Origin of the sequence: Chryseobacterium sp. Y16C (assembly GCF_022488405.1) — a bacterium.
GTDB classification, from domain to species: domain Bacteria; phylum Bacteroidota; class Bacteroidia; order Flavobacteriales; family Weeksellaceae; genus Chryseobacterium; species Chryseobacterium geocarposphaerae.
Window position 1 is genome coordinate 601,443 of the sequence record NZ_CP092711.1, and the last position, 17,804, is coordinate 619,246.

The 17,804-nt window shown below is 34.4% G+C and carries 18 protein-coding genes; 4 read left to right on the forward strand and 14 right to left on the reverse strand.

Annotated elements, in window-relative coordinates:
* Positions 1-132: 132 nt before the first annotated feature.
* Positions 133-903, forward strand: a complete 771-nt coding sequence (locus MKS83_RS02530) for a response regulator transcription factor (RefSeq protein ID WP_240581836.1) — start codon at positions 133-135, stop codon at positions 901-903.
* Positions 904-932: 29 nt separating this feature from the next.
* Here MKS83_RS02530 and MKS83_RS02535 read toward each other — a convergent pair whose 3' ends face one another.
* From MKS83_RS02535 to MKS83_RS02575, 9 genes are all read right to left on the reverse strand, one after another.
* Positions 933-1,226: a hypothetical protein gene (locus MKS83_RS02535; RefSeq protein ID WP_240581837.1), complete on the reverse strand. Its 294-nt coding sequence runs from the start codon at positions 1,224-1,226 to the stop codon at positions 933-935.
* 164 nt (positions 1,227-1,390) lie between these two features.
* A complete protein-coding gene (locus tag MKS83_RS02540) occupies positions 1,391-3,178 on the reverse strand; it encodes an acyl-CoA dehydrogenase family protein (protein WP_240581838.1) in 1,788 nt (595 codons plus the stop codon).
* Positions 3,179-3,198: 20 nt separating this feature from the next.
* Complete coding sequence (locus MKS83_RS02545) at positions 3,199-4,377, reverse strand: acetyl-CoA C-acyltransferase (RefSeq protein ID WP_240581839.1); 1,179 nt, start codon at positions 4,375-4,377, stop codon at positions 3,199-3,201.
* A gap of 44 nt (positions 4,378-4,421) precedes the next feature.
* Complete coding sequence (locus MKS83_RS02550; RefSeq protein WP_089743768.1) at positions 4,422-4,775, reverse strand: four helix bundle protein; 354 nt, start codon at positions 4,773-4,775, stop codon at positions 4,422-4,424.
* Positions 4,776-4,814: 39 nt separating this feature from the next.
* Entirely contained in the window at positions 4,815-7,208 is a 2,394-nt protein-coding gene (locus MKS83_RS02555; RefSeq protein ID WP_240581840.1) for a 3-hydroxyacyl-CoA dehydrogenase/enoyl-CoA hydratase family protein, read from the reverse strand.
* An 81-nt stretch (positions 7,209-7,289) separates the two neighbouring features.
* Positions 7,290-7,736: a MarR family winged helix-turn-helix transcriptional regulator gene (locus tag MKS83_RS02560; RefSeq protein WP_100375578.1), complete on the reverse strand. Its 447-nt coding sequence runs from the start codon at positions 7,734-7,736 to the stop codon at positions 7,290-7,292.
* A gap of 167 nt (positions 7,737-7,903) precedes the next feature.
* Positions 7,904-8,827: an ABC transporter ATP-binding protein gene (locus tag MKS83_RS02565; protein WP_240581841.1), complete on the reverse strand. Its 924-nt coding sequence runs from the start codon at positions 8,825-8,827 to the stop codon at positions 7,904-7,906.
* 303 nt (positions 8,828-9,130) lie between these two features.
* Entirely contained in the window at positions 9,131-10,102 is a 972-nt protein-coding gene (locus MKS83_RS02570) for an iron ABC transporter permease (protein WP_240581842.1), read from the reverse strand.
* 17 nt (positions 10,103-10,119) lie between these two features.
* Complete coding sequence (locus MKS83_RS02575; protein WP_240581843.1) at positions 10,120-10,674, reverse strand: TlpA family protein disulfide reductase; 555 nt, start codon at positions 10,672-10,674, stop codon at positions 10,120-10,122.
* A 33-nt stretch (positions 10,675-10,707) separates the two neighbouring features.
* Here MKS83_RS02575 and MKS83_RS02580 point away from each other — a divergent pair, with 33 nt between their 5' ends.
* Positions 10,708-11,832 carry a 2Fe-2S iron-sulfur cluster-binding protein gene (locus MKS83_RS02580; protein WP_240581844.1) on the forward strand — a complete coding sequence of 375 codons (1,125 nt, stop codon included), beginning with the start codon at positions 10,708-10,710 and terminating at the stop codon, positions 11,830-11,832.
* Positions 11,829-12,446, forward strand: a complete 618-nt coding sequence (locus MKS83_RS02585) for a vancomycin high temperature exclusion protein (protein WP_240581845.1) — start codon at positions 11,829-11,831, stop codon at positions 12,444-12,446. Before MKS83_RS02580 ends, MKS83_RS02585 begins: the two co-directional genes overlap by 4 nt.
* Here MKS83_RS02585 and MKS83_RS02590 read toward each other — a convergent pair.
* Positions 12,443-15,034 carry a BamA/TamA family outer membrane protein gene (locus MKS83_RS02590; protein ID WP_240581846.1) on the reverse strand — a complete coding sequence of 864 codons (2,592 nt, stop codon included), beginning with the start codon at positions 15,032-15,034 and terminating at the stop codon, positions 12,443-12,445. The genes MKS83_RS02585 and MKS83_RS02590 overlap by 4 nt on opposite strands.
* Here MKS83_RS02590 and MKS83_RS02595 point away from each other — a divergent pair.
* On the forward strand, positions 15,020-15,748 hold the full coding sequence (locus MKS83_RS02595; protein WP_240581847.1) for a TrmH family RNA methyltransferase: 729 nt from the start codon (positions 15,020-15,022) through the stop codon (positions 15,746-15,748). The two genes, MKS83_RS02590 and MKS83_RS02595, sit on opposite strands and share 15 nt — an antisense overlap.
* A gap of 36 nt (positions 15,749-15,784) precedes the next feature.
* Here the strand turns inward: MKS83_RS02595 and MKS83_RS02600 are convergent, their stop codons facing one another.
* From MKS83_RS02600 to cmk, 4 genes are all read right to left on the reverse strand, one after another.
* Positions 15,785-16,282 carry a phosphoribosyl-ATP pyrophosphatase gene (locus MKS83_RS02600; RefSeq protein ID WP_100375586.1) on the reverse strand — a complete coding sequence of 166 codons (498 nt, stop codon included), beginning with the start codon at positions 16,280-16,282 and terminating at the stop codon, positions 15,785-15,787.
* Positions 16,283-16,285: 3 nt separating this feature from the next.
* On the reverse strand, positions 16,286-16,594 hold the full coding sequence (locus MKS83_RS02605) for a phage holin family protein (RefSeq protein WP_100375587.1): 309 nt from the start codon (positions 16,592-16,594) through the stop codon (positions 16,286-16,288).
* Positions 16,595-16,673: 79 nt separating this feature from the next.
* Positions 16,674-17,024, reverse strand: coding sequence for a YtxH domain-containing protein (locus tag MKS83_RS02610; RefSeq protein WP_100375588.1), 351 nt, complete (start codon positions 17,022-17,024; stop codon positions 16,674-16,676).
* Between the two features lie 93 nt (positions 17,025-17,117).
* Complete coding sequence (gene cmk, locus MKS83_RS02615) at positions 17,118-17,792, reverse strand: (d)CMP kinase (protein WP_240581848.1); 675 nt, start codon at positions 17,790-17,792, stop codon at positions 17,118-17,120.
* Between the last annotated feature and the right edge of the window lie 12 nt (positions 17,793-17,804).

A 17,804-nucleotide genomic window follows, 5' to 3' on the forward strand; every position in this document is an offset into this window, starting at 1 on the left:
TATTCATCTTCCCATAAAATACCAATCGTAATAATTAACAAATTCGTATTCTTAAAAACAATTTATTAAATGAAATATGTTAATTTTAGTTTTATATGTAAATTTTAATTATTTTTATATAAAACTTAGCTTATGGAGCCTGTAAAACATATCCTGAACGATATTTGGGATAAGTATCCGGAAGTTTTATCTAATCAGCATGTGGTAGAAACTATTCCTGAAATAGAGCGAATTATTGCCGAACTATTTACTTTAGGGCCATTTTACTACTATACCTTGCATGTAGAAAACAGCACCCTGAGCAATTTCAGCGAGAGTATTTTACCTATGCACAGCCTGAATAAATATCCTCAACATTTAAAAGATATTATAGATCTAATCCATCCGGATGATCTCGCTTTTGTAATGGAAGCCGAAGCCTGGACCTTGGAAATGTATAAGGAAATCGGTTTTGAATATCAAATGAGTTTAAAATCCGGGTATTGCTTCCGGATGAAAACAAAAGAAAATACATACGAACTGTTTCATCATCAAGCGATTCATACCTTAAAAGACAAAAACGGGAAACTATTACAGACCATAAATATTCATACGAACATTCAGCATCTTTCCCATGAAAATAATTATGTTGTAACCGTTTCCGGCATTGGAACAAGACACGATTTCTATCAGAAAACCTTGCGTCCGGAATGGTTTGCTTTAAATATAACCGACCGGCTTACCAAAAGAGAACTGGAAGTTTTTGTTTTATTAATAAAAGGGTACAGCGATAAAGAAATAGCAGAAACCATAGTGGTTTCCTATCATACGGTTCGTACCCATCACAAAAATATTCTCAAAAAGACCAAAAGCAAAAATAGTAAAGAGCTTATTAAAAAAGGATTAATTCAAGGCTTTCTGTAATCTTCCGGTTCTTTATTTACAATTGAAAATTATTTCTTTTTTGAAAGAAGTTTTATTTTTTCAGGCGGTGTAGAATTTAAAATTTTATATTCTGTCGTATCCTTTCTCTTATCTTTCAGACAAGCATACATCTCAGGATTTTTCGGCTTTAGAACAAGTATTTTATACAAATCTTTTTGCTTGGCTTTTTTCACTGTGTTAAGATCAGCAACCTTCATATCTAAAGTATCTTTCTTCAGTTTAAGAGAAGGAACTTTTTTCTCAGTATTCTGAGCTGATGACGAAACAGAAATAAATATAATGGGAATCAACAATAATTTCATGAGTTATGTTTTAAATAAGTTTTTGAATTATATTTTTTATAATTCAGCAGTTTTTATATATGACAACTCACACAATCCATTTATTACATTCAAGAACTAATTTTTAACAATAGAAAACGTCCCATTTCTGGGACGTTTAAGAAATCAAATTTATATATTAAAGACTAGTAAGCTCCTTTCTCAATATAATGAGCAGCTATTTTTTCTGTTAATGCCACTACATTCGGATGATTTGTATACTTCGTGAATCTTCTCAATCCTGAAAGCATCATTCTCTGCTCGTCGCCTTCCGCAAAAGAGATAATTCCTTCTTTTGCCGCTACGATGATTTTTTCAACTGCTTTATAAAGGTTCAATTGAGCCATTGCAGCTTCCACAGAATCAGGAGAGAAGTGTTTTTCAGCTCTCAATACTGCAGACTCCGCCATGTAGATCTGGTTAAGGATTTCAGAAGCATTCAACAATAAATGTTGCTGTTTTTCAATATCCATCATATATTTTTGAAGAGCAGCTCCTGAAACCATTAAGAACACCTTCTTAAGATTGGCAATGATTGCTTTTTCTTCACTCATGAATGCAGAATAATCAGGAACTTCAAATGACGGAATTCCCATCAGTTCTTTGCTGATGGCCATTGCCGGAGATAATAAGTCTAACTCTCCCTTCATCGCTCTCTTGATCAACATTCCAACTGCTAATAATCTGTTGATTTCGTTAGTTCCTTCATAAATTCTTGAAATCCTTGAATCTCTCCAAGCCGCTTCCATTGGCGTATCTTCAGAGAATCCCATTCCTCCGTATACCTGAATTCCTTCATCAGCTGTATGCTGAGCCAAATCTGAAACGAAAACTTTAAGAATTGAACATTCAACAGCAAATTCTTCAACACCTTTTAATTCTGCTGCCTGATGATCAAGCCCTCCAGCAACCAGTTCTTCGATTTTGTCTTCAATATTTTTTGCTGCTCTGTAAGAACCAGCCTCACTTACGAAAACTCCGGTCGCCATTTCAGCAATTTTCTTTCTGATCGCTCCGAAAGTCGAGATAGAAACCCCAAACTGTTTTCTCTCGTTGGAATATTGAATAGAGTGGTTTAAAATTCTTCTCTGAGCATCCAGACAAGCCGCTGCCAATTTGATACGACCAACGTTCAATGCATTTAAAGCAATTTTAAATCCGTTATTTCTTTCTCCTAAAAGGTTTTCAACAGGGATTTTCATATCGTTGAAGAAAACCTGGCGGGTTGAAGAGGCACGAATACCTAGTTTGTGTTCTTCCTCACCAAAAGTCAAGCTTCCAGGATTTTCCAGTTCCGAACGGTTGATTACAAAACCTGTGATGTTTTTATCGTCATCAATTTTTGCAAATAAAGTGAATGTATCTGCAAATCCTGCATTGGAAATCCACATTTTCTGCCCGTTGATGATATAATGCTTCCCGTCTTCAGACAATTTTGCTCTGGTTTTTCCTGAGTTCGCATCAGAACCTGCATCCGGTTCAGTCAAGCAATACGCTCCGAATTTTGTTCCTGTTGCCAGGTCCGGAAGATATTTTTGTTTTTGAGCTTCCGTTCCGTAAAGAACGATCGGCAAAGTACCGATTCCTGTATGCGCCCCATAAGCTGTTGCCAATGATCCTGTAACACCGGAAATATAGTCGCAAGCTAGCATCGTTGTCACGAATCCCATTCCAAGACCTCCGTAATTTTCAGGAACAGCAATTCCCAAAAGTCCCATTTCTCCAAGTTTGCGCATTGTTTCTTCCGTAAATGCATAATCTTTTTTCTCGAAACGCTCTTTTTGAGGTACCACCTCTCTGTCTATAAATTCTTTCGCCGAATCACGAAGCATTTTTTGTTCTTCAGAAAGTTCTTCCAAAGAGAAGATGTCATTAGCCTGAATTTCTTTTATTAAAAACTCACCTCCTTTCAGTGTTTTATTAAGTGTAGTCATTATATTTTGTATTTTTTTTGTTATAGTAATTCAAAAATTGAAGCCGCTCCCTGTCCTGTTCCGACACACATAGAAACCATTCCGTATTTGTTTCCGCGTTTTCTCATTTCGTCAAGAAGCTGAACGGTTAATTTTGTTCCGGTACATCCAAGCGGGTGCCCCAAAGCGATTGCACCTCCGTTTACATTTAGAATATCCGGGTTTAAACCTAATTCTTTTTTAATAGCAACCGATTGAGAGGCAAAGGCTTCATTTAATTCTATCAGCTCAATATCTTTTAGTTCTAAACCAGCCTGTTTCAATGCTTTTGGAATCGCATAAATCGGTCCCATTCCCATGATTCTTGGTTCAAGTCCTGCAGCTGCGTAAGCAACTAATCTTGCTTCTGGTTCAAGACCTAATTCTTTTACCATTTCTTCGCTCATTACCATCACAAAAGCTGCTCCGTCACTCATTTGCGATGAATTTCCGGCAGTTACACTTCCTCCATTTGCGAAAACCGGTCTTAATTTAGATAAACCAGCCAAAGAAGTATCTGCTCTCGGACCTTCATCAACAGAGAAATCAAACTTTTTCGTCTGCATTTTCTGATTTTCATCCAGGAAGTTATATTCAACAGGAATCGGAACAATCTGGCTCGCAAATCTACCTTCCTGATTCGCTTTTAAAGCTTTCATGTGAGATTCAAAAGCAAACTGATCTTGTTCTTCCCTTGTAATTTTGTATTGTTTGGCAACTTCTTCCGCGGTATAACCCATTCCCCAATAATAATCAGGGTTTGTTTTGGCAATATCTGTTTCAGGAACCGGTTTGTAACCACCCATCGGAATGTAAGACATGGATTCCGTACCTCCAGCAATAATACAGTCCGCCATTCCTGCCTGAATTTTTGCAGAAGCGATCGCAAGCGCCTCACTTCCTGATGCACAGTATCTGTTTACCGTAACTCCGGGAACTTTATCTGTATTTAAACCCATCAGGGAAATCAAACGTGCTACATTTAAGCCTTGTTCGGCTTCCGGCATTGCGTTTCCTACGATAAGGTCGTCAATTCTGTTTTTATCCAATTGCGGAAGTTCAGCCATTAATCTTTCAATCACGGTTGCCGCCATTACATCGGGTCTTGTAAATCTTAAACTTCCTTTTGGAGCTTTTCCAACGGCAGTTCTGAAACCCTTTACTATATATGCTGTTTTCATTTTTGTAAAATGTATTATGTACAATGTAAAATGTACAGTTTATATTATTTAGAATAATTTTGCTTTAATTTAATTATCATATTTTGAATATGTCTGATTTCGGATATTAGTAAATCAAAATCATCTTTTTTAATGAATTCCAAATCATTAGCAATTATAATTTGAGTTTCAAATTCAAAAGAAGAACCTAATGCTATATTTAGGAATTGGCAAAATTGAGGATTGGTATCTCTTCCTGCGCCCTCAGCAATATTAGACGGAATAGAATAAAGACTTCTTCTTGACTGTGATGTCAATCCAAACAATTCATCTTTAGGGAAATTTTTAGAAATAATATAATAGTGCTTACAAAGCAAAATTGATTTTTTCCAAACTTCCAACTCTCTAAAATTGTGCATGCCAATACTTTTTACATTTTACTTCCGACATTATACAAATTAATTTCTAAGCGGTTTACCATTCTGTAACATGTACTGAATTCTCTCCAACGTCTTTCTTTCCCCACAAAGCTGTAAGAAAGTTTCTCTTTCTAAATTCAATAAATATTGTTCAGTAACAACGGTTGGTTCAGAAAGATTTCCTCCCACCATTACATTAGCTAATTTGTCTGCAATTTTCTTATCATGTTCAGAAATATAGTTTCCCGTTAACATCTGGTCGGTTCCAACATAGAACATTCCTAATGCATCTTTACCCAAAACTTTTACTTTCTGCTCGATAGGTTGAGTATAACCTTGTTCAGCCAATAATTTTGCTACTTTTTTAGCTTCAGCAATCTGTCTGTTCTTGCTTACAGAAACGATATCTTTTCCTTTTTCAAGAATTCCCATATCATAAGCTTCATAAGCGGATGTTGCCACTTTACCCATAGCAATATTCATGAAAGCTTCACGAAGTCTGTTATTTTTCACGTCATCGCTGTGGAATTCTCTTGAAGTTCTTAACGTCAATTCTTTCGTTCCACCACCGCCAGGAATTACTCCAACTCCAGTTTCTACCAATCCGATGTAAGTTTCTGCTGCTGCAACCACTCTGTCGGCGTGCATCGTCATTTCGCATCCGCCACCAAGTGTCATTCCATGAGGCGCAACAACAACCGGAATAGAAGAGTAGCGAACTCTCATCATTGATTTTTGGAAATAGGCGATTGCCATATTCAAATCATCCCAATCCTGTTCGATAGCCATCATTAAAATCATTGCTAAATTGGCTCCCACAGAGAAATTTGTTCCCTGATTTCCAATCACTAAACCGTCATATTCTTTTTCAGCCAAATCAATCGCTCTGTTCAAGCCATCCAACACTTCGCCTCCCAAAGAATTCATTTTAGAACGAATCTCAAAGTTGATAATTCCGTCGCCTAAATCTTCGATTGCAGCCCCTGAATTACTCCAAAGCGTTTTATTTTTTCTGATATTATCTAAAATAATGAAAGCATCCTGTCCAGGAATTGTATTGTATTCTCCTGAATTTTTATCAACATAAATGCTTTGTCCTTCCTCATTAACTTTATAGAAAGTCTCTACATTTTTCACCCAGTCTGACACCTGGTAACCTGCTTCTGTTGCTAATTCAATACCTTTTTGAACTCCAACAGCATCCCAAATTTCAAACGGGCCGTTTTCCCAACCGAAACCAGCTCTCATGGCATCGTCGATTTTGTAAACTTCATCAGAAATTTCAGGAACTTTATGAGAAACATAAGCGAATAATGCTCCCAAAGATTTTCTGTACAGTTCTCCGGCCTTATCTTTTCCGCCAATCAATACTTTAAATCTGTCAATTGGTTTGTCGATATTTTTAGTTAATTCTAAAGTTGGGAAAGAAGATTTTCCCTGAAGTTCGTATTCTAAAGTATCAAGATTCAGCCCATGAATTTCAGATTTTCCTTCCGAATTTTTCACTTTTTTGTAGAAACCTTGCTCTGTTTTTGAACCTAACCATTTATTATCAACCATCTTTTGGATATAGTCAGGAAGCGCAAAAACATCATTGAAATCATTTGCTTCGGCACCACTTTGGCGAACGCCGTTTGCCACCATCACCAAAGTATCCAGACCAACAACATCAGCAGTTCTGAATGTTGCAGATTTTGGACGACCGATAACAGGACCTGTCAATTTATCAACCTCAGAAACCGTCAAACCTAATTTCTGAACGTTATGAAGCAAATCCATCATGGAGAAAACTCCGATTCTGTTAGCGATAAATGCAGGAGTATCTTTTGCCAAAACGGTTGTTTTTCCTAAGAATTTTGCTCCGTAATTCATATAGAAGTCTATAACTTCCGGAAGCGTATCGTTAGTTGGGATAATCTCTAAAAGAGGAAGATATCTTACAGGATTAAAGAAGTGTGTTCCTGCAAAATAGTGTTTAAAATCATCGCTTCTTCCTTCCGTCAAAAGATGAATAGGAATTCCTGATGTATTGGAAGAAATCAATGTTCCCGGTTTTCTGAACTGTTCGATTTTTTCGTAAACGGACTTTTTGATGTCAAGTCTTTCAACCACAACTTCAATAATCCAGTCTGTATTTTTTATTTTTGGTAAATCGTCATCAAAGTTTCCAACCTTTATTCTATCCGCAAATTTGGGTGAATAGAGTAGAGCCGGACTGGCTTTTTTCAGTTTTTCAAAGTTTTCAGAAGCGATTCTGTTCCTTACCGCTTTATCCTCTTTGGTCAAACCTTTTTTCTGTTCTGCTTCAGTGAGTTCAAAAGGAACGATATCCAGGAGCGAAACTTCTACGCCAATATTGGCGAAGTGCGCCGCAATACCGCTTCCCATAATTCCTGAACCAAGAACTGTAACGTGTTTGATTCTTCTTTTCATTTGATTTATTATTTGTAATTGTTTTAATTCTTTTGGCATTCTGAAAAATTCTTCCTTCATCTGAATGACATGACGTAAAATTTATTTCCTGTTGTTTAAGTCCGTGGCTATTTTCATGATTTCACACATTACTTCTTTAAATGTTTCCATTTTTTCCGGCGAAATCTTTTCCATTACTCTTTTATTAAAGTTTACAACAACCTCTTTAGATATATTTCTGGAATTAAGACCTTTATCTGTAAGTTTAATAATAACTTCACGCTTATCAGTAGTTGTTTTTTCCTTATAGATATATCCGTTGTCTTCCAAAAGTTTGATAATTCTTGTAAGAGAAGTGGGTTCAATAGCCATTTTAGGCCCCAGATTCGTGCTTCTTGTTCCTTCTTTAGGATCTATTTTAAGAAGAGTAAGGGCTTGTACAGCCGTAGAATCATGCTCCTGGGCCAATTCTGTGTACATTTTAGAAACAGCTAACCAAGTCTGTTTTAAAATTAAGTCTACATTTTCTATTTTATCCTTATTATCCATCAATATTTTTTTGTAATGGTTTTACCCAAATTTAGCAAATATTATGCATGCATAATATTTATTAACGTTAAAATTTGTTAATACACTGAAAATAAAAGGGTTAAATTGTATGACAAGCATAATACTATGCATGCATAACATATGGATTTTATAAAGAAAAAGGGAGATTAGTAAATGGTTTTCACGAAATTAACGATTTCCTGGAAAGATTCGCATTGACATTGTAATGAGTTACCAGAAATCAACCAAAAGTTGTTTTGAAATTCAAAATTCAGAGCCGAAAGATCTTTTTGAAAGTTTTTTTGAAGTAAAGAATACAACATTTCTTTATAAAAATCAGGAGCAATGATTTTCGGAGCTACAAACTGATCGTTAATTTGAAATAGGGAAGCATTCGTCAATTCTTCATGTTGCAGCAAAATATCTTCAACAATTCCTGAATATAAATGATGATCTTTAACATACCAGATTTTGTCTGCAAACTCCTTCGCCAAACGCCAATCGTGAGAAGAGAAGAGAATTAATTTATTCTGTTCCTGGGCTAATTTCCGAAGCGTTTTGAGAATAATAATCTTATTTTTTTCGTCTAAATGTGTTGTAGGCTCATCCAGAATAATGACCGAAGAATTCTGCGTTAAAGCTCTTCCAATAAAAGCTTTCTGAAGATTACCGTCTGAAAGGTTCTTAAGTAAAGTGTTTTTATACTGTACCAGATCAAGCTTTTCGATAATATGGAAAACTTCTTCCCGGTCTTTTTTACTGAGCTCAAAATAAAACGGATAATAAATATATTTTCCTAAAGAGATCAAATCTTCAACCGTATAATTCTGTGGAACAATAGACTTCGAAAAAACAACTGCTATATTTTCAGCAATTTCTTTAACAGAAAGACTTTTTACATTTTTATTATTGATAGAAATCTCTCCGTTTAAAAGTGAAATCTGATGTAAAATAGATTTGATTAAAGTAGTTTTTCCTACACCATTATTACCAATCAATAAACATACTTCTCCCAAACTCAAATGAGCGTTTGCATTTGAAATTAAGGTTTTGTTGTAGCCTATATTTGCTTGATTGATTTGTAGGTGCATATTTTTTAGATATAAAAAAGAATAATAAATAAAATAAGAGGTATTAAACTAAAAATGAAGTTTAAAAATTTATTTTTTTTGACTTCTAATAAACTAAAAACACCTAAAATCAAGGATCCAAAAAAAGCTGAAGGAATCCCCACCAAAAACCACCAGTTATGCCCCCATGAATAAACCCAATGTTTATCTTCGTTCATTCTAAAAAGCTTCGAAAATTCAAGAAAACAGAAACTAAGCACAAACAAAATTATGTTTGCAATAATTAATTGTTTCTGTGTGACTTTAAACCTCATTTCCTAGATTTTATATTTTATCCTGCTTCAAAAGCATCATCAAAATTACAGGAATTCCGAAAACGGAGCTTATTACATTTAAAGGAATCTGTGTTTTTTCTGCAATAATCGAAAAGAACAACATAATCAGCATTCCTAAAAACATATTTAAAATCCATTGTTGCCAAAGTTTAGCAGGATTATAAATTAATCTACAAAAATGGGGAACAATAATTCCTATAAATAAAATAGGACCTAAAAAAGCTGTGACTGATGCCGAAAGCAATGAAGAAGCAACAATGATGAATATTTTCAACTGATTCAAATTGACTCCTAAACTTTGTGCATATGAACTGCCTAATGAATTCCCAATTAAGGGTTTTATGCTTTTAAAACATACAAATAAGCCAAACAATACTAAAACAGATAACACATAGATCTGATTTCTTGTAACCATATTATTAGCTCCGAAAGACCATAAAATATAGTTTTTTAAACTTTGATTTTCAGCATAAAACTGAAGCAGAGAAACTATCGCTCCTGCAAAAGCCGAAATCAGAAACCCAAATATAATGAGATATGATTTATCCTGAAATTTATTAGACATTGATAATAAGATCAGCATCAATAATAAACTTCCTCCAATTGCAGCCAAGCTTAAAAAACTGTTTTGCAAAAATTCAGGAATAAGAATATCATGCGAAAAGAAGATGTAAAAAGCAACGGATAAACTCGCAACAGAAGTGATTCCCAAAATATCCGGTCCTGCTAAAGGGTTCTGAAAGTATTCCTGCATAAGAAAACCTGAAGTAGGAATTGAAATTCCAGCCAAAAGCATTACCAATACCCGATTGATTCGAATTTCTGCAATTTGGCTATTGGCCGAATCCTGAAAAAAATCCTGAAGATGTAAACTTAAAAATCCTGTGTTGAGATTAATTATCGCGGTTAATACAATTGCGACTATTAAAATTAAACACAGGATTTTAAACTTATTGGACATTATAAAAGTCTAAAGTTTTATTTTAATAAAGAATTGATCTTTTCATTTAATTGTTCTTCACTGATCATTCCTAATGTTTCATCAGTTTTATCACCTTTTCTCATGAATGTAAAAGGGATAGCATTTCCAGTCCACTGCTTGAAATTATTTTTGAAGAAATTTCCATCCATAAGCTGTCCATCCACAATCACTGTATGATCCTGAATTCCTTGTTCAGCTACAAAACGGGGAACTTCTGTATTCCATGCTTCTTTCTGGTCTAAGCTTATAAAGGTAATTTTTATTGGTTTTCCTTTTAATTCGTCGATCTTATTTTTAAAATGTGGTATTTCTTTCACACAAGGTCCGCACCAAGTGGCAAAAAAATTGGTTACATATAATGTATCATTTTTTTTGTTTAAATATTCTGAAACTTTATCCAGTGTAAGCATTTTCAATGGAGCAACAGCAGAAGCTGATTCTGGAGCTGAAATAGAATCTGTTACCATAGCAGTTTCATCATTTTTCTGACTTTCCTTTTTGCAGCTTGCCAAAGCAAATACAACAAGCGTGGATAAAATTATCTTCTTCATAAATTATTTTTTATCTATTTTTGATATTGAAGTATGGAACAACAAATCTATAAGGGGAAACTGACGCAGTTTCATTGGTTAAAAATAGCGAAAAAGGTAGAACTTACCAAAAATACTTTCTCTCTGGAGTTTGAAATTCCCGAGAATTTAAAAGCAAATTTTAAGTTTGAAGCAGGTCAGTTTGTGAGCTTAAAATTTCAGTCTCATGGCGAGGATGTTATTAATGATTATTCAATGACTTCTGCACCTTATGAGGAAAAAATATCTTTAGGAATAAAAGTAAATTCTCCCAATGGGGCAACTTCTCAATTATTCCAAAACTATAATGCAGGTGATGAATTGCTGGTAAGCGAACCAAGTGGAAGATTTACATTGGTTTCTAAACCCAGTGAGTTCAGAACAATTGTCGGTTTTGCTGCCGGAATAGGGATTACCCCAATTTTAAGTCATTTCAAGAATATTCTTCATAATGAGCCCAGAACAAGGTTATTTTTATTTTTTGGAAATAAAAGTTCGGAAGATTTAATTTACAGGGAACAATTGGACAGTCTGGCCAGAACTTGTGGTGACAGGCTACAGATTTTCTATTTTTTCTCACAGGAAAAAACTTCTAATAGCTTCTTTTATGGAAGACTGGATGAAAAGAAATTAGCCTTAATTATTAATCAAATTCTACATTTGGATGATACAGATGAAGAATCAACGATTTGGGATGCCGTAGATGATGTTTTGATCTGTGGAAAGGGAGAGATGATTAAAACCTTAGCCAATGCCTGTTATCATCACGGAATTCCGAAAAAAAATATTCATTTTGAACTTTTCGAAGAGTTTAATGACGATATTTATCCTGTAGAAAAAGAGTTTCCGCTTATCGAAAATGTAGAAATGGAATTCAAAATATTAGGACAAAAATATGAAACTGAACTTCCGACCAATAAAGAAAAGATTCTGCAGCAGTTGCTTATTCAGAAATTCCCTGTACCTTATTCCTGTAAATCGGGAATCTGTGGAAGCTGCGAATGTATTTTGGAAGAAGGAGAGGTTGAACTGCTTGAGAACGAATATTTAACGGAAAAGGAAGAAGAAAAAGGGCATATTTTAGCCTGTATGTCTATTGCTAAAAGTAAAAAAATAAAGCTTAACTTTGATTTTAGTTGAGAATTTTAAAAAACATATATAAACTTTTTGTTGCGTCAATAGAACTTGGTGTTTTATTGATTATTTTAGCGAATGCCTGGGTTTTTGCTCTTACCAACGGAAGAACGTACACCAAAATTTCCAAAATACCACCAAGGGAAATCGCTCTGGTATTGGGAACTTCACCTAAGATGAGATCAGGAGTTTCCAATCCGTATTTTACGAAAAGAATGGATGCAGCGGCTCTGCTTTACCATCACGGTAAAATAAAGAAAATAATCGTAAGTGGGGAAAAAAGTAAAGGATACAATGAACCTGGTGCTATGAAAAATTATCTGGTATACGAAGAGGGGGTTCCTGAAGAAATTATTCTCGAAGACCCTAAAGGATTCAACACTTACAAAAGTATTTTACGCTGTAAAAATGTTTATAAAGGCAAACATGTAATCATTGTGTCACAGGGCTTTCATAACCTTCGTGCTTTATTTTTTGCAAGAAATAATAATATGAATGCACTGGGATTTGATGCTCAGGATGTAAATAAGCCGGAAAGCTACTACAGAAACCAGTTCAGAGAGGTTTTCGCTCGAACGGCTGCTGTAGTATATTATATTTTAGGAATCTCTCCGGATTAGAAAGGATACCCGAAACCAATATTAAATGTAGGCTTCAAAGGGTTAAATTCCTTAAATCTCCATTTTTCTCCCTGAGGTTTATTCGGATCATAAATTTTGTAGGCAAAGTCAAATCTAAGTTTGATATAAGCAATATTTAGCCTTATCCCGACACCGCTACCTACACCCACCTGTCCCAAAAATTTATTGAACTTAAACTGATCATTAAATCCGTTATCTCTTAGGCTCCAGATATTACCGATATCGGTAAAAACAGCTCCTTCATACATGTCATTAAAAGGAATCCGGTATTCTATATTGGTAGTCAGCTTCAGGTTATCCATAACGTAAGTACGTACTTTTTCATCCACCTGAGAATCTGCAGGTCCTAAACCTCCGAAAACAGTCCAGGCTCTGATATCATTCGGACCTCCGTTAATATATGAACGAATCACCGGCATTGAAGAAGAGTTTCCATAAGGAATTCCTATCCCTACAAATTGTCTTAGTACCAATGTTTGCTCTCCAAACTTGAAATATTTTCTTATATCAAAATCAAATTTTACAAATTGAGAATAAGGTACTCCAAATATGGTGCGTTGAGGGTTGGATGCCACAACACTTTCTTCTCTTTTCTGGTTAAAAATACTAGGAATGTTACCTGCCAATTCTACCTTCCCATTAAAATAGAATGGATTCTCATAGTCTTTTTTTGCAATTTCATTATAAATAAAATTATAAATCATTGAAGAAATGATCACATCCTGTGTCTGTCTGTCTTTATTGATCAAAGACTGATGGAAGCTGTTCAGATTATTTGCCTGCTCTGCACCAAGACTGTTTTTATAGTCGTTATTATTAATGATCATTCCCGAAACTTCATCCCCTGAAAGTAAGCCATTATCATACTTTTGTTTAGTATCGGGGTCAAATAAAAAGTAATCCTTAAATACTTCGTCTCTGATTATGGCATCATTTACGAAGTAATCGTAATAAGCACTTTTATTCTTGGTTAAACTCAATTGCAGATTAAATAATGTCAGTTTATGGGTAACCCTGTCATTCACATTGGCTGCATAATTAAGCCCTGTATTAAAGTTGATTCTACCCAATCCAATATTATTCTGAATAGATGATCCTAAAAGAATAGAAGTAGTAGGAGTGTAACGTTTAGGAATCAGCTTGTAATAATTGAAAGGAAGTAATAATCTGGGGAAATTAAGAGCAACCTGGGCTGTCAATTCATAAGCTAAAATTCTCTTATCTAAATTTTTAGGGTTTTTAACAGAACCGAAAGTTCCTGCCACACTGGTCGATAAGTTTTCTGCTCCTCCAAAAACATTCCGGGTTGTTAAATCTACAGATGGAGCAACCCCAAAATTCAAAATCGGTGAATAATTAACGTCTGTAGCTACTTTTATATCATATTTGTCAAGTGGTTTTAAAACATACAGAACATCAACTATACTATCATTCGGAGCAGTTCCGCCACCACGTCTTAAGGAGTCCTTTGCTTTCAGAATACTGAAGTTGTTCATTGACAGGATATTCCTTTTTGTAACATCAAGCTGTTTCTGATCATAAATAGACTTCGGGGCTACAATAATTGATCTCCATAATGCAGGGGTTTTATATTGATCATTTATTTTATGAAATCTTATTCTCCGTAAACTGTCTTTTTTTGTGTTCTTGGGAAAATCGCTCATTCTGTCTACGATAGCTACATCTACATTTCCTATAGTTGCAATTTTATAAGGTGTGTTTGCAGAATCTTTATGAATTTCCAAGGTTAAAGGTACATTTTTAGTGCTCTTCAAAGAGTCTGCTACAAAGCTGACTTCCTCTCCCGAAACATTAAATTTATAATATCCCTGACTTCTCATTAGATCATTAATCCTATTGACTTCCTTTTCCAATATGGTCTGGTCAAGAATTTGCCCTGATCTGATAAGGCTTTTATTTACATTCAGCTGATAATTTGCTTTTATTCCCGGATCAGGAATGTTATAGTAATATTCTTTAATGAATGTAGGATCATTATGCTTAATATAATAGATTGTCTGAGCCTTTTTGGAAGTGGAGTCAGTTACATTTTTAAAGTTCACTTTTGCATCCCAATATCCTCTGTATCCCATTCTGTTTTCAATGGATTCCGCTCCTTTTTCCGTTTTTGTAGGATCTAAAATTACAGGCGCAGATCCCCATTTATGATATAATCTATCCCAAAATAAGCTTTTCCCGACACTGCTTTTCATATCATATTTCAAGAAAAGAGAATCTCTGAGTTTTTGATTTCTCATTTCATTGGGATAACTCATGTATTCATTAAAAAACTCGTCATATTTTGGATCAGCAGCATTATACAGCCATAAACTCAGCGGCATGAAAAGAAACTGCTTTTTATTAGGCTTTTGCTGCACATATCCTTTTAATTCACTATCAAAAGGTTGTTTTTCGTCTTCAAACTCAAATGAATTTTTAGTAAGCAAATATTCTCCATCCGGAACTTTTTTGGTGGTACTACAAGCATAAAGCAACCCCACAAATGTTGCAAATGATATAATTTTATAATATTTTTGAGGAGAATTCATAAAATGCTTACAGCTCATACAATAAAAATTTTACAGTCTTTAGATAAAAAGAAGTTCAGACAAAAATACAATTTGTTTTTGGTTGAAGGTAATAAAACCATTCGAGAACTCTTCAATTCCAACTTTAAAATTAAAGAAATATTCTCTACCGATCCGCAAAAATTAGACCACAGCAATGTCCCTGTTACTCATATCTCTGAAAATGAATTGAAAAAAATAAGTTTTCTTATGAATCCTAAAGATTCTGTAGCTGTTTGTTATCTGAATGAAGAGCAAACTGAAATAGAAGACAAAAAAATTCAGCTGGTTTTAGATGGTATTCAGGATCCAGGCAATTTAGGAACCATTATCCGTTTAGCAGATTGGTTTGGGATAGAACAGATCATTTGCAGTGAGGATACGGTAGATTTTTATAATCCTAAAGTAATCCAGGCTACAATGGGCTCATTTACGAGAGTGAATGTTGTTTATACCGCTCTTACACCATACCTTTCCAATACCAAAAACATCAACGTAGGAACAGATATGATAGGAGAGAACCTTTATACTTTTGAAAAACCTGAACATTTAAATTTAATTTTAGGAAATGAAGGAAACGGGATGCGCCCGGAAACCGAAAAATTACTTCAAAAAAACATCACTATTCCAAGATTCGGAAAATCTCAGTCTACGGAAAGTCTGAATGTCTCTATGGCTGCAGGAATTATTTTAGGTCAATTATTCTCAAAATAAAAAAGAGGTCAGAAAATAGCATTTCTGACCTCTTTTTTAAATCAACTGTTCCAGACTTGAAACACTTTTATTTTTCTGGTATTCTTCCAGTTTTTTTCTTACCATTTTTAATGCAATAGGAGCAATATAGATTAAAGCCGCACCTATTAATTTTTTCTTCCAATTGGAACTTCCCATATTCTTTTTTGCGTAGTTTCCTACAAGAGCGGTTACTCCCAGTTTTACCACACTATCCAAAGCATTTCCCTTAAATGCAGAAGTAGCAATTCCTAAAGCTGTATTCTTATTCATAAATACATCTTTCACTTCAGTAGCAAGTTGCTTGGCAATTACATCTTTTCTTAAAACGATTTTCTCATCTCCATCTTCATCTACTTTCTCCTGCAGATACTGATCCGTAAGTCCGTTCGTAAATGCACTTAAACTTTCTTTTGTATTTTTAAAAGTTAATAGTCCTTCCAAATCATTAATTTCGTTTTTTAATAATTTTTTCTTGATTCTTAACTCCTGTATGCTCTCATATTTTGCACTCATGGTCTAATGATTTAAAAATTTTATTACCTTATCTGCTACAGAATATACTATTTTTTGTTTGAAAACTGCAATGAAGATCATAATAACAAAATAAAATGCAGCAACAATTAAAAAACCGTAAGAAGTATTGTCCAGTGCTTTTCCTATAAGAAATGCTATTCCAAAATTAAAAAGAATAATGAAAAATGCAAAAGCAACCAGCATGATGACAAGATAAGTAATAATACCCGCAGAAAGTGAAGACTTCTCCGTAGCTTCCAGTTTCAGCAGATCTATCCTTTTCGATGCATATTCTTTAATAGTTTCTATCATTGTTTTTGTTTAAAGTTACAAAAAAAGGAACTTTAGTTCACAAAGTTCCTTCTTATAATTTACTCAAAAAATAAATTATTTATGATTTCAGATCATTCAATTCCGCTTCTACATCTTTTACCACATCTGTAGTTTTAGCAACTATCTGATCTTTATATTTATCATAGCCATCCTTTACAGTATGAGCCACACTATTTGCTGTTTCTTTAAAAGTAGACGAGATACTGCTATACTGATCTTTTACCTTTTCAGAAACTTCTCCGTACTTATTTTTAGCCTGATCTTTCAGATCATTTGCTTTATTTTTAATCTTCTTTCTTGTTTCTTTACCTTCTTCCGGAGCATAAAGCATTCCTAAAATAACTCCTGCAGCAGCTCCTGCAAGAAGTCCTGCTAAAATTCCAGCTGTATTGTTTCCTTTTCTAGACATTTCTTGTTTTTTTAATAGTTAATAAATTAGTTTTTACGATAAAAATAATTACAATTAACATACCAAAGGAAGGAAATAGGCTATTAAAAATTGTTAAATCTTCTGAATATAAGCCAGTATACTTTCTATGGTCTGTTCTTTAGTAAGAAGACTGTTGTCTATGACAATGGCATCATCGGCCTGCCTTAATGGCGCAATTTCTCTTTCACTGTCTATTCTGTCACGTTCAATCAGGTTGTCTTTTACCTGCTGCTCTTCAGCCTGTATTCCTAAACCTATCAGTTCCTGATATCTTCTTTTAGTTCTTTCTTCTATACTTGCTGTAAGAAAAAATTTGTAATCCGCATTGGGAAGAACCACCGTTCCTATATCTCTTCCGTCCATAATAATTCCCCCTTTTTCAGCTAAAGAACGTTGAGATTGTAACAGAAAATCTCTGACTTCTTTCTGTTTTGCCACCAAGCTTACATTATCTGAGACTTCATTGGTTCTAATCGGTTTGGAAATATCAATATGATTAAGAAAAAGAACAAGTTCAGTTCCTACATTTTTAAATTCCAATTCAATCTGATCAAACGAAGAAAAGAGCTCGTTCAAATTGATTGTTCCATCTTCATTAAGGCAATTCTGAAGAGCAAACCAGGTCACTCCTCTGTAAAGAGCTCCCGTATCTAAGTGAATCAGTCCAAGTCGTTCAGCTATAACTTTAGATATTGAACTTTTTCCGGTAGATGAGTACCCATCAATTGCGATTACAGGTTTTTTCATACCGCAAATTTC

Excerpts from the sequence above, each read along its gene's own strand:
- MKS83_RS02530 (WP_240581836.1), top strand. The coding sequence starts at position 133 with ATGGAGCCTGTAAAACATATCCTGAACGATATTTGGGATAAGTATCCG.
- MKS83_RS02535 (WP_240581837.1), bottom strand. The coding sequence starts at position 1,226 with ATGAAATTATTGTTGATTCCCATTATATTTATTTCTGTTTCGTCATCA.
- MKS83_RS02540 (WP_240581838.1), bottom strand. The coding sequence starts at position 3,178 with ATGACTACACTTAATAAAACACTGAAAGGAGGTGAGTTTTTAATAAAA.
- MKS83_RS02545 (WP_240581839.1), bottom strand. The coding sequence starts at position 4,377 with ATGAAAACAGCATATATAGTAAAGGGTTTCAGAACTGCCGTTGGAAAA.
- MKS83_RS02550 (WP_089743768.1), bottom strand. The coding sequence starts at position 4,775 with ATGCACAATTTTAGAGAGTTGGAAGTTTGGAAAAAATCAATTTTGCTT.
- MKS83_RS02555 (WP_240581840.1), bottom strand. The coding sequence starts at position 7,208 with ATGAAAAGAAGAATCAAACACGTTACAGTTCTTGGTTCAGGAATTATG.
- MKS83_RS02560 (WP_100375578.1), bottom strand. The coding sequence starts at position 7,736 with ATGGATAATAAGGATAAAATAGAAAATGTAGACTTAATTTTAAAACAG.
- MKS83_RS02565 (WP_240581841.1), bottom strand. The coding sequence starts at position 8,827 with ATGCACCTACAAATCAATCAAGCAAATATAGGCTACAACAAAACCTTA.
- MKS83_RS02570 (WP_240581842.1), bottom strand. The coding sequence starts at position 10,102 with ATGTCCAATAAGTTTAAAATCCTGTGTTTAATTTTAATAGTCGCAATT.
- MKS83_RS02575 (WP_240581843.1), bottom strand. The coding sequence starts at position 10,674 with ATGAAGAAGATAATTTTATCCACGCTTGTTGTATTTGCTTTGGCAAGC.
- MKS83_RS02580 (WP_240581844.1), top strand. The coding sequence starts at position 10,708 with ATGGAACAACAAATCTATAAGGGGAAACTGACGCAGTTTCATTGGTTA.
- MKS83_RS02595 (WP_240581847.1), top strand. The coding sequence starts at position 15,020 with ATGCTTACAGCTCATACAATAAAAATTTTACAGTCTTTAGATAAAAAG.
- MKS83_RS02590 (WP_240581846.1), bottom strand. The coding sequence starts at position 15,034 with ATGAGCTGTAAGCATTTTATGAATTCTCCTCAAAAATATTATAAAATT.
- MKS83_RS02600 (WP_100375586.1), bottom strand. The coding sequence starts at position 16,282 with ATGAGTGCAAAATATGAGAGCATACAGGAGTTAAGAATCAAGAAAAAA.
- MKS83_RS02605 (WP_100375587.1), bottom strand. The coding sequence starts at position 16,594 with ATGATAGAAACTATTAAAGAATATGCATCGAAAAGGATAGATCTGCTG.
- MKS83_RS02610 (WP_100375588.1), bottom strand. The coding sequence starts at position 17,024 with ATGTCTAGAAAAGGAAACAATACAGCTGGAATTTTAGCAGGACTTCTT.
- cmk (WP_240581848.1), bottom strand. The coding sequence starts at position 17,792 with ATGAAAAAACCTGTAATCGCAATTGATGGGTACTCATCTACCGGAAAA.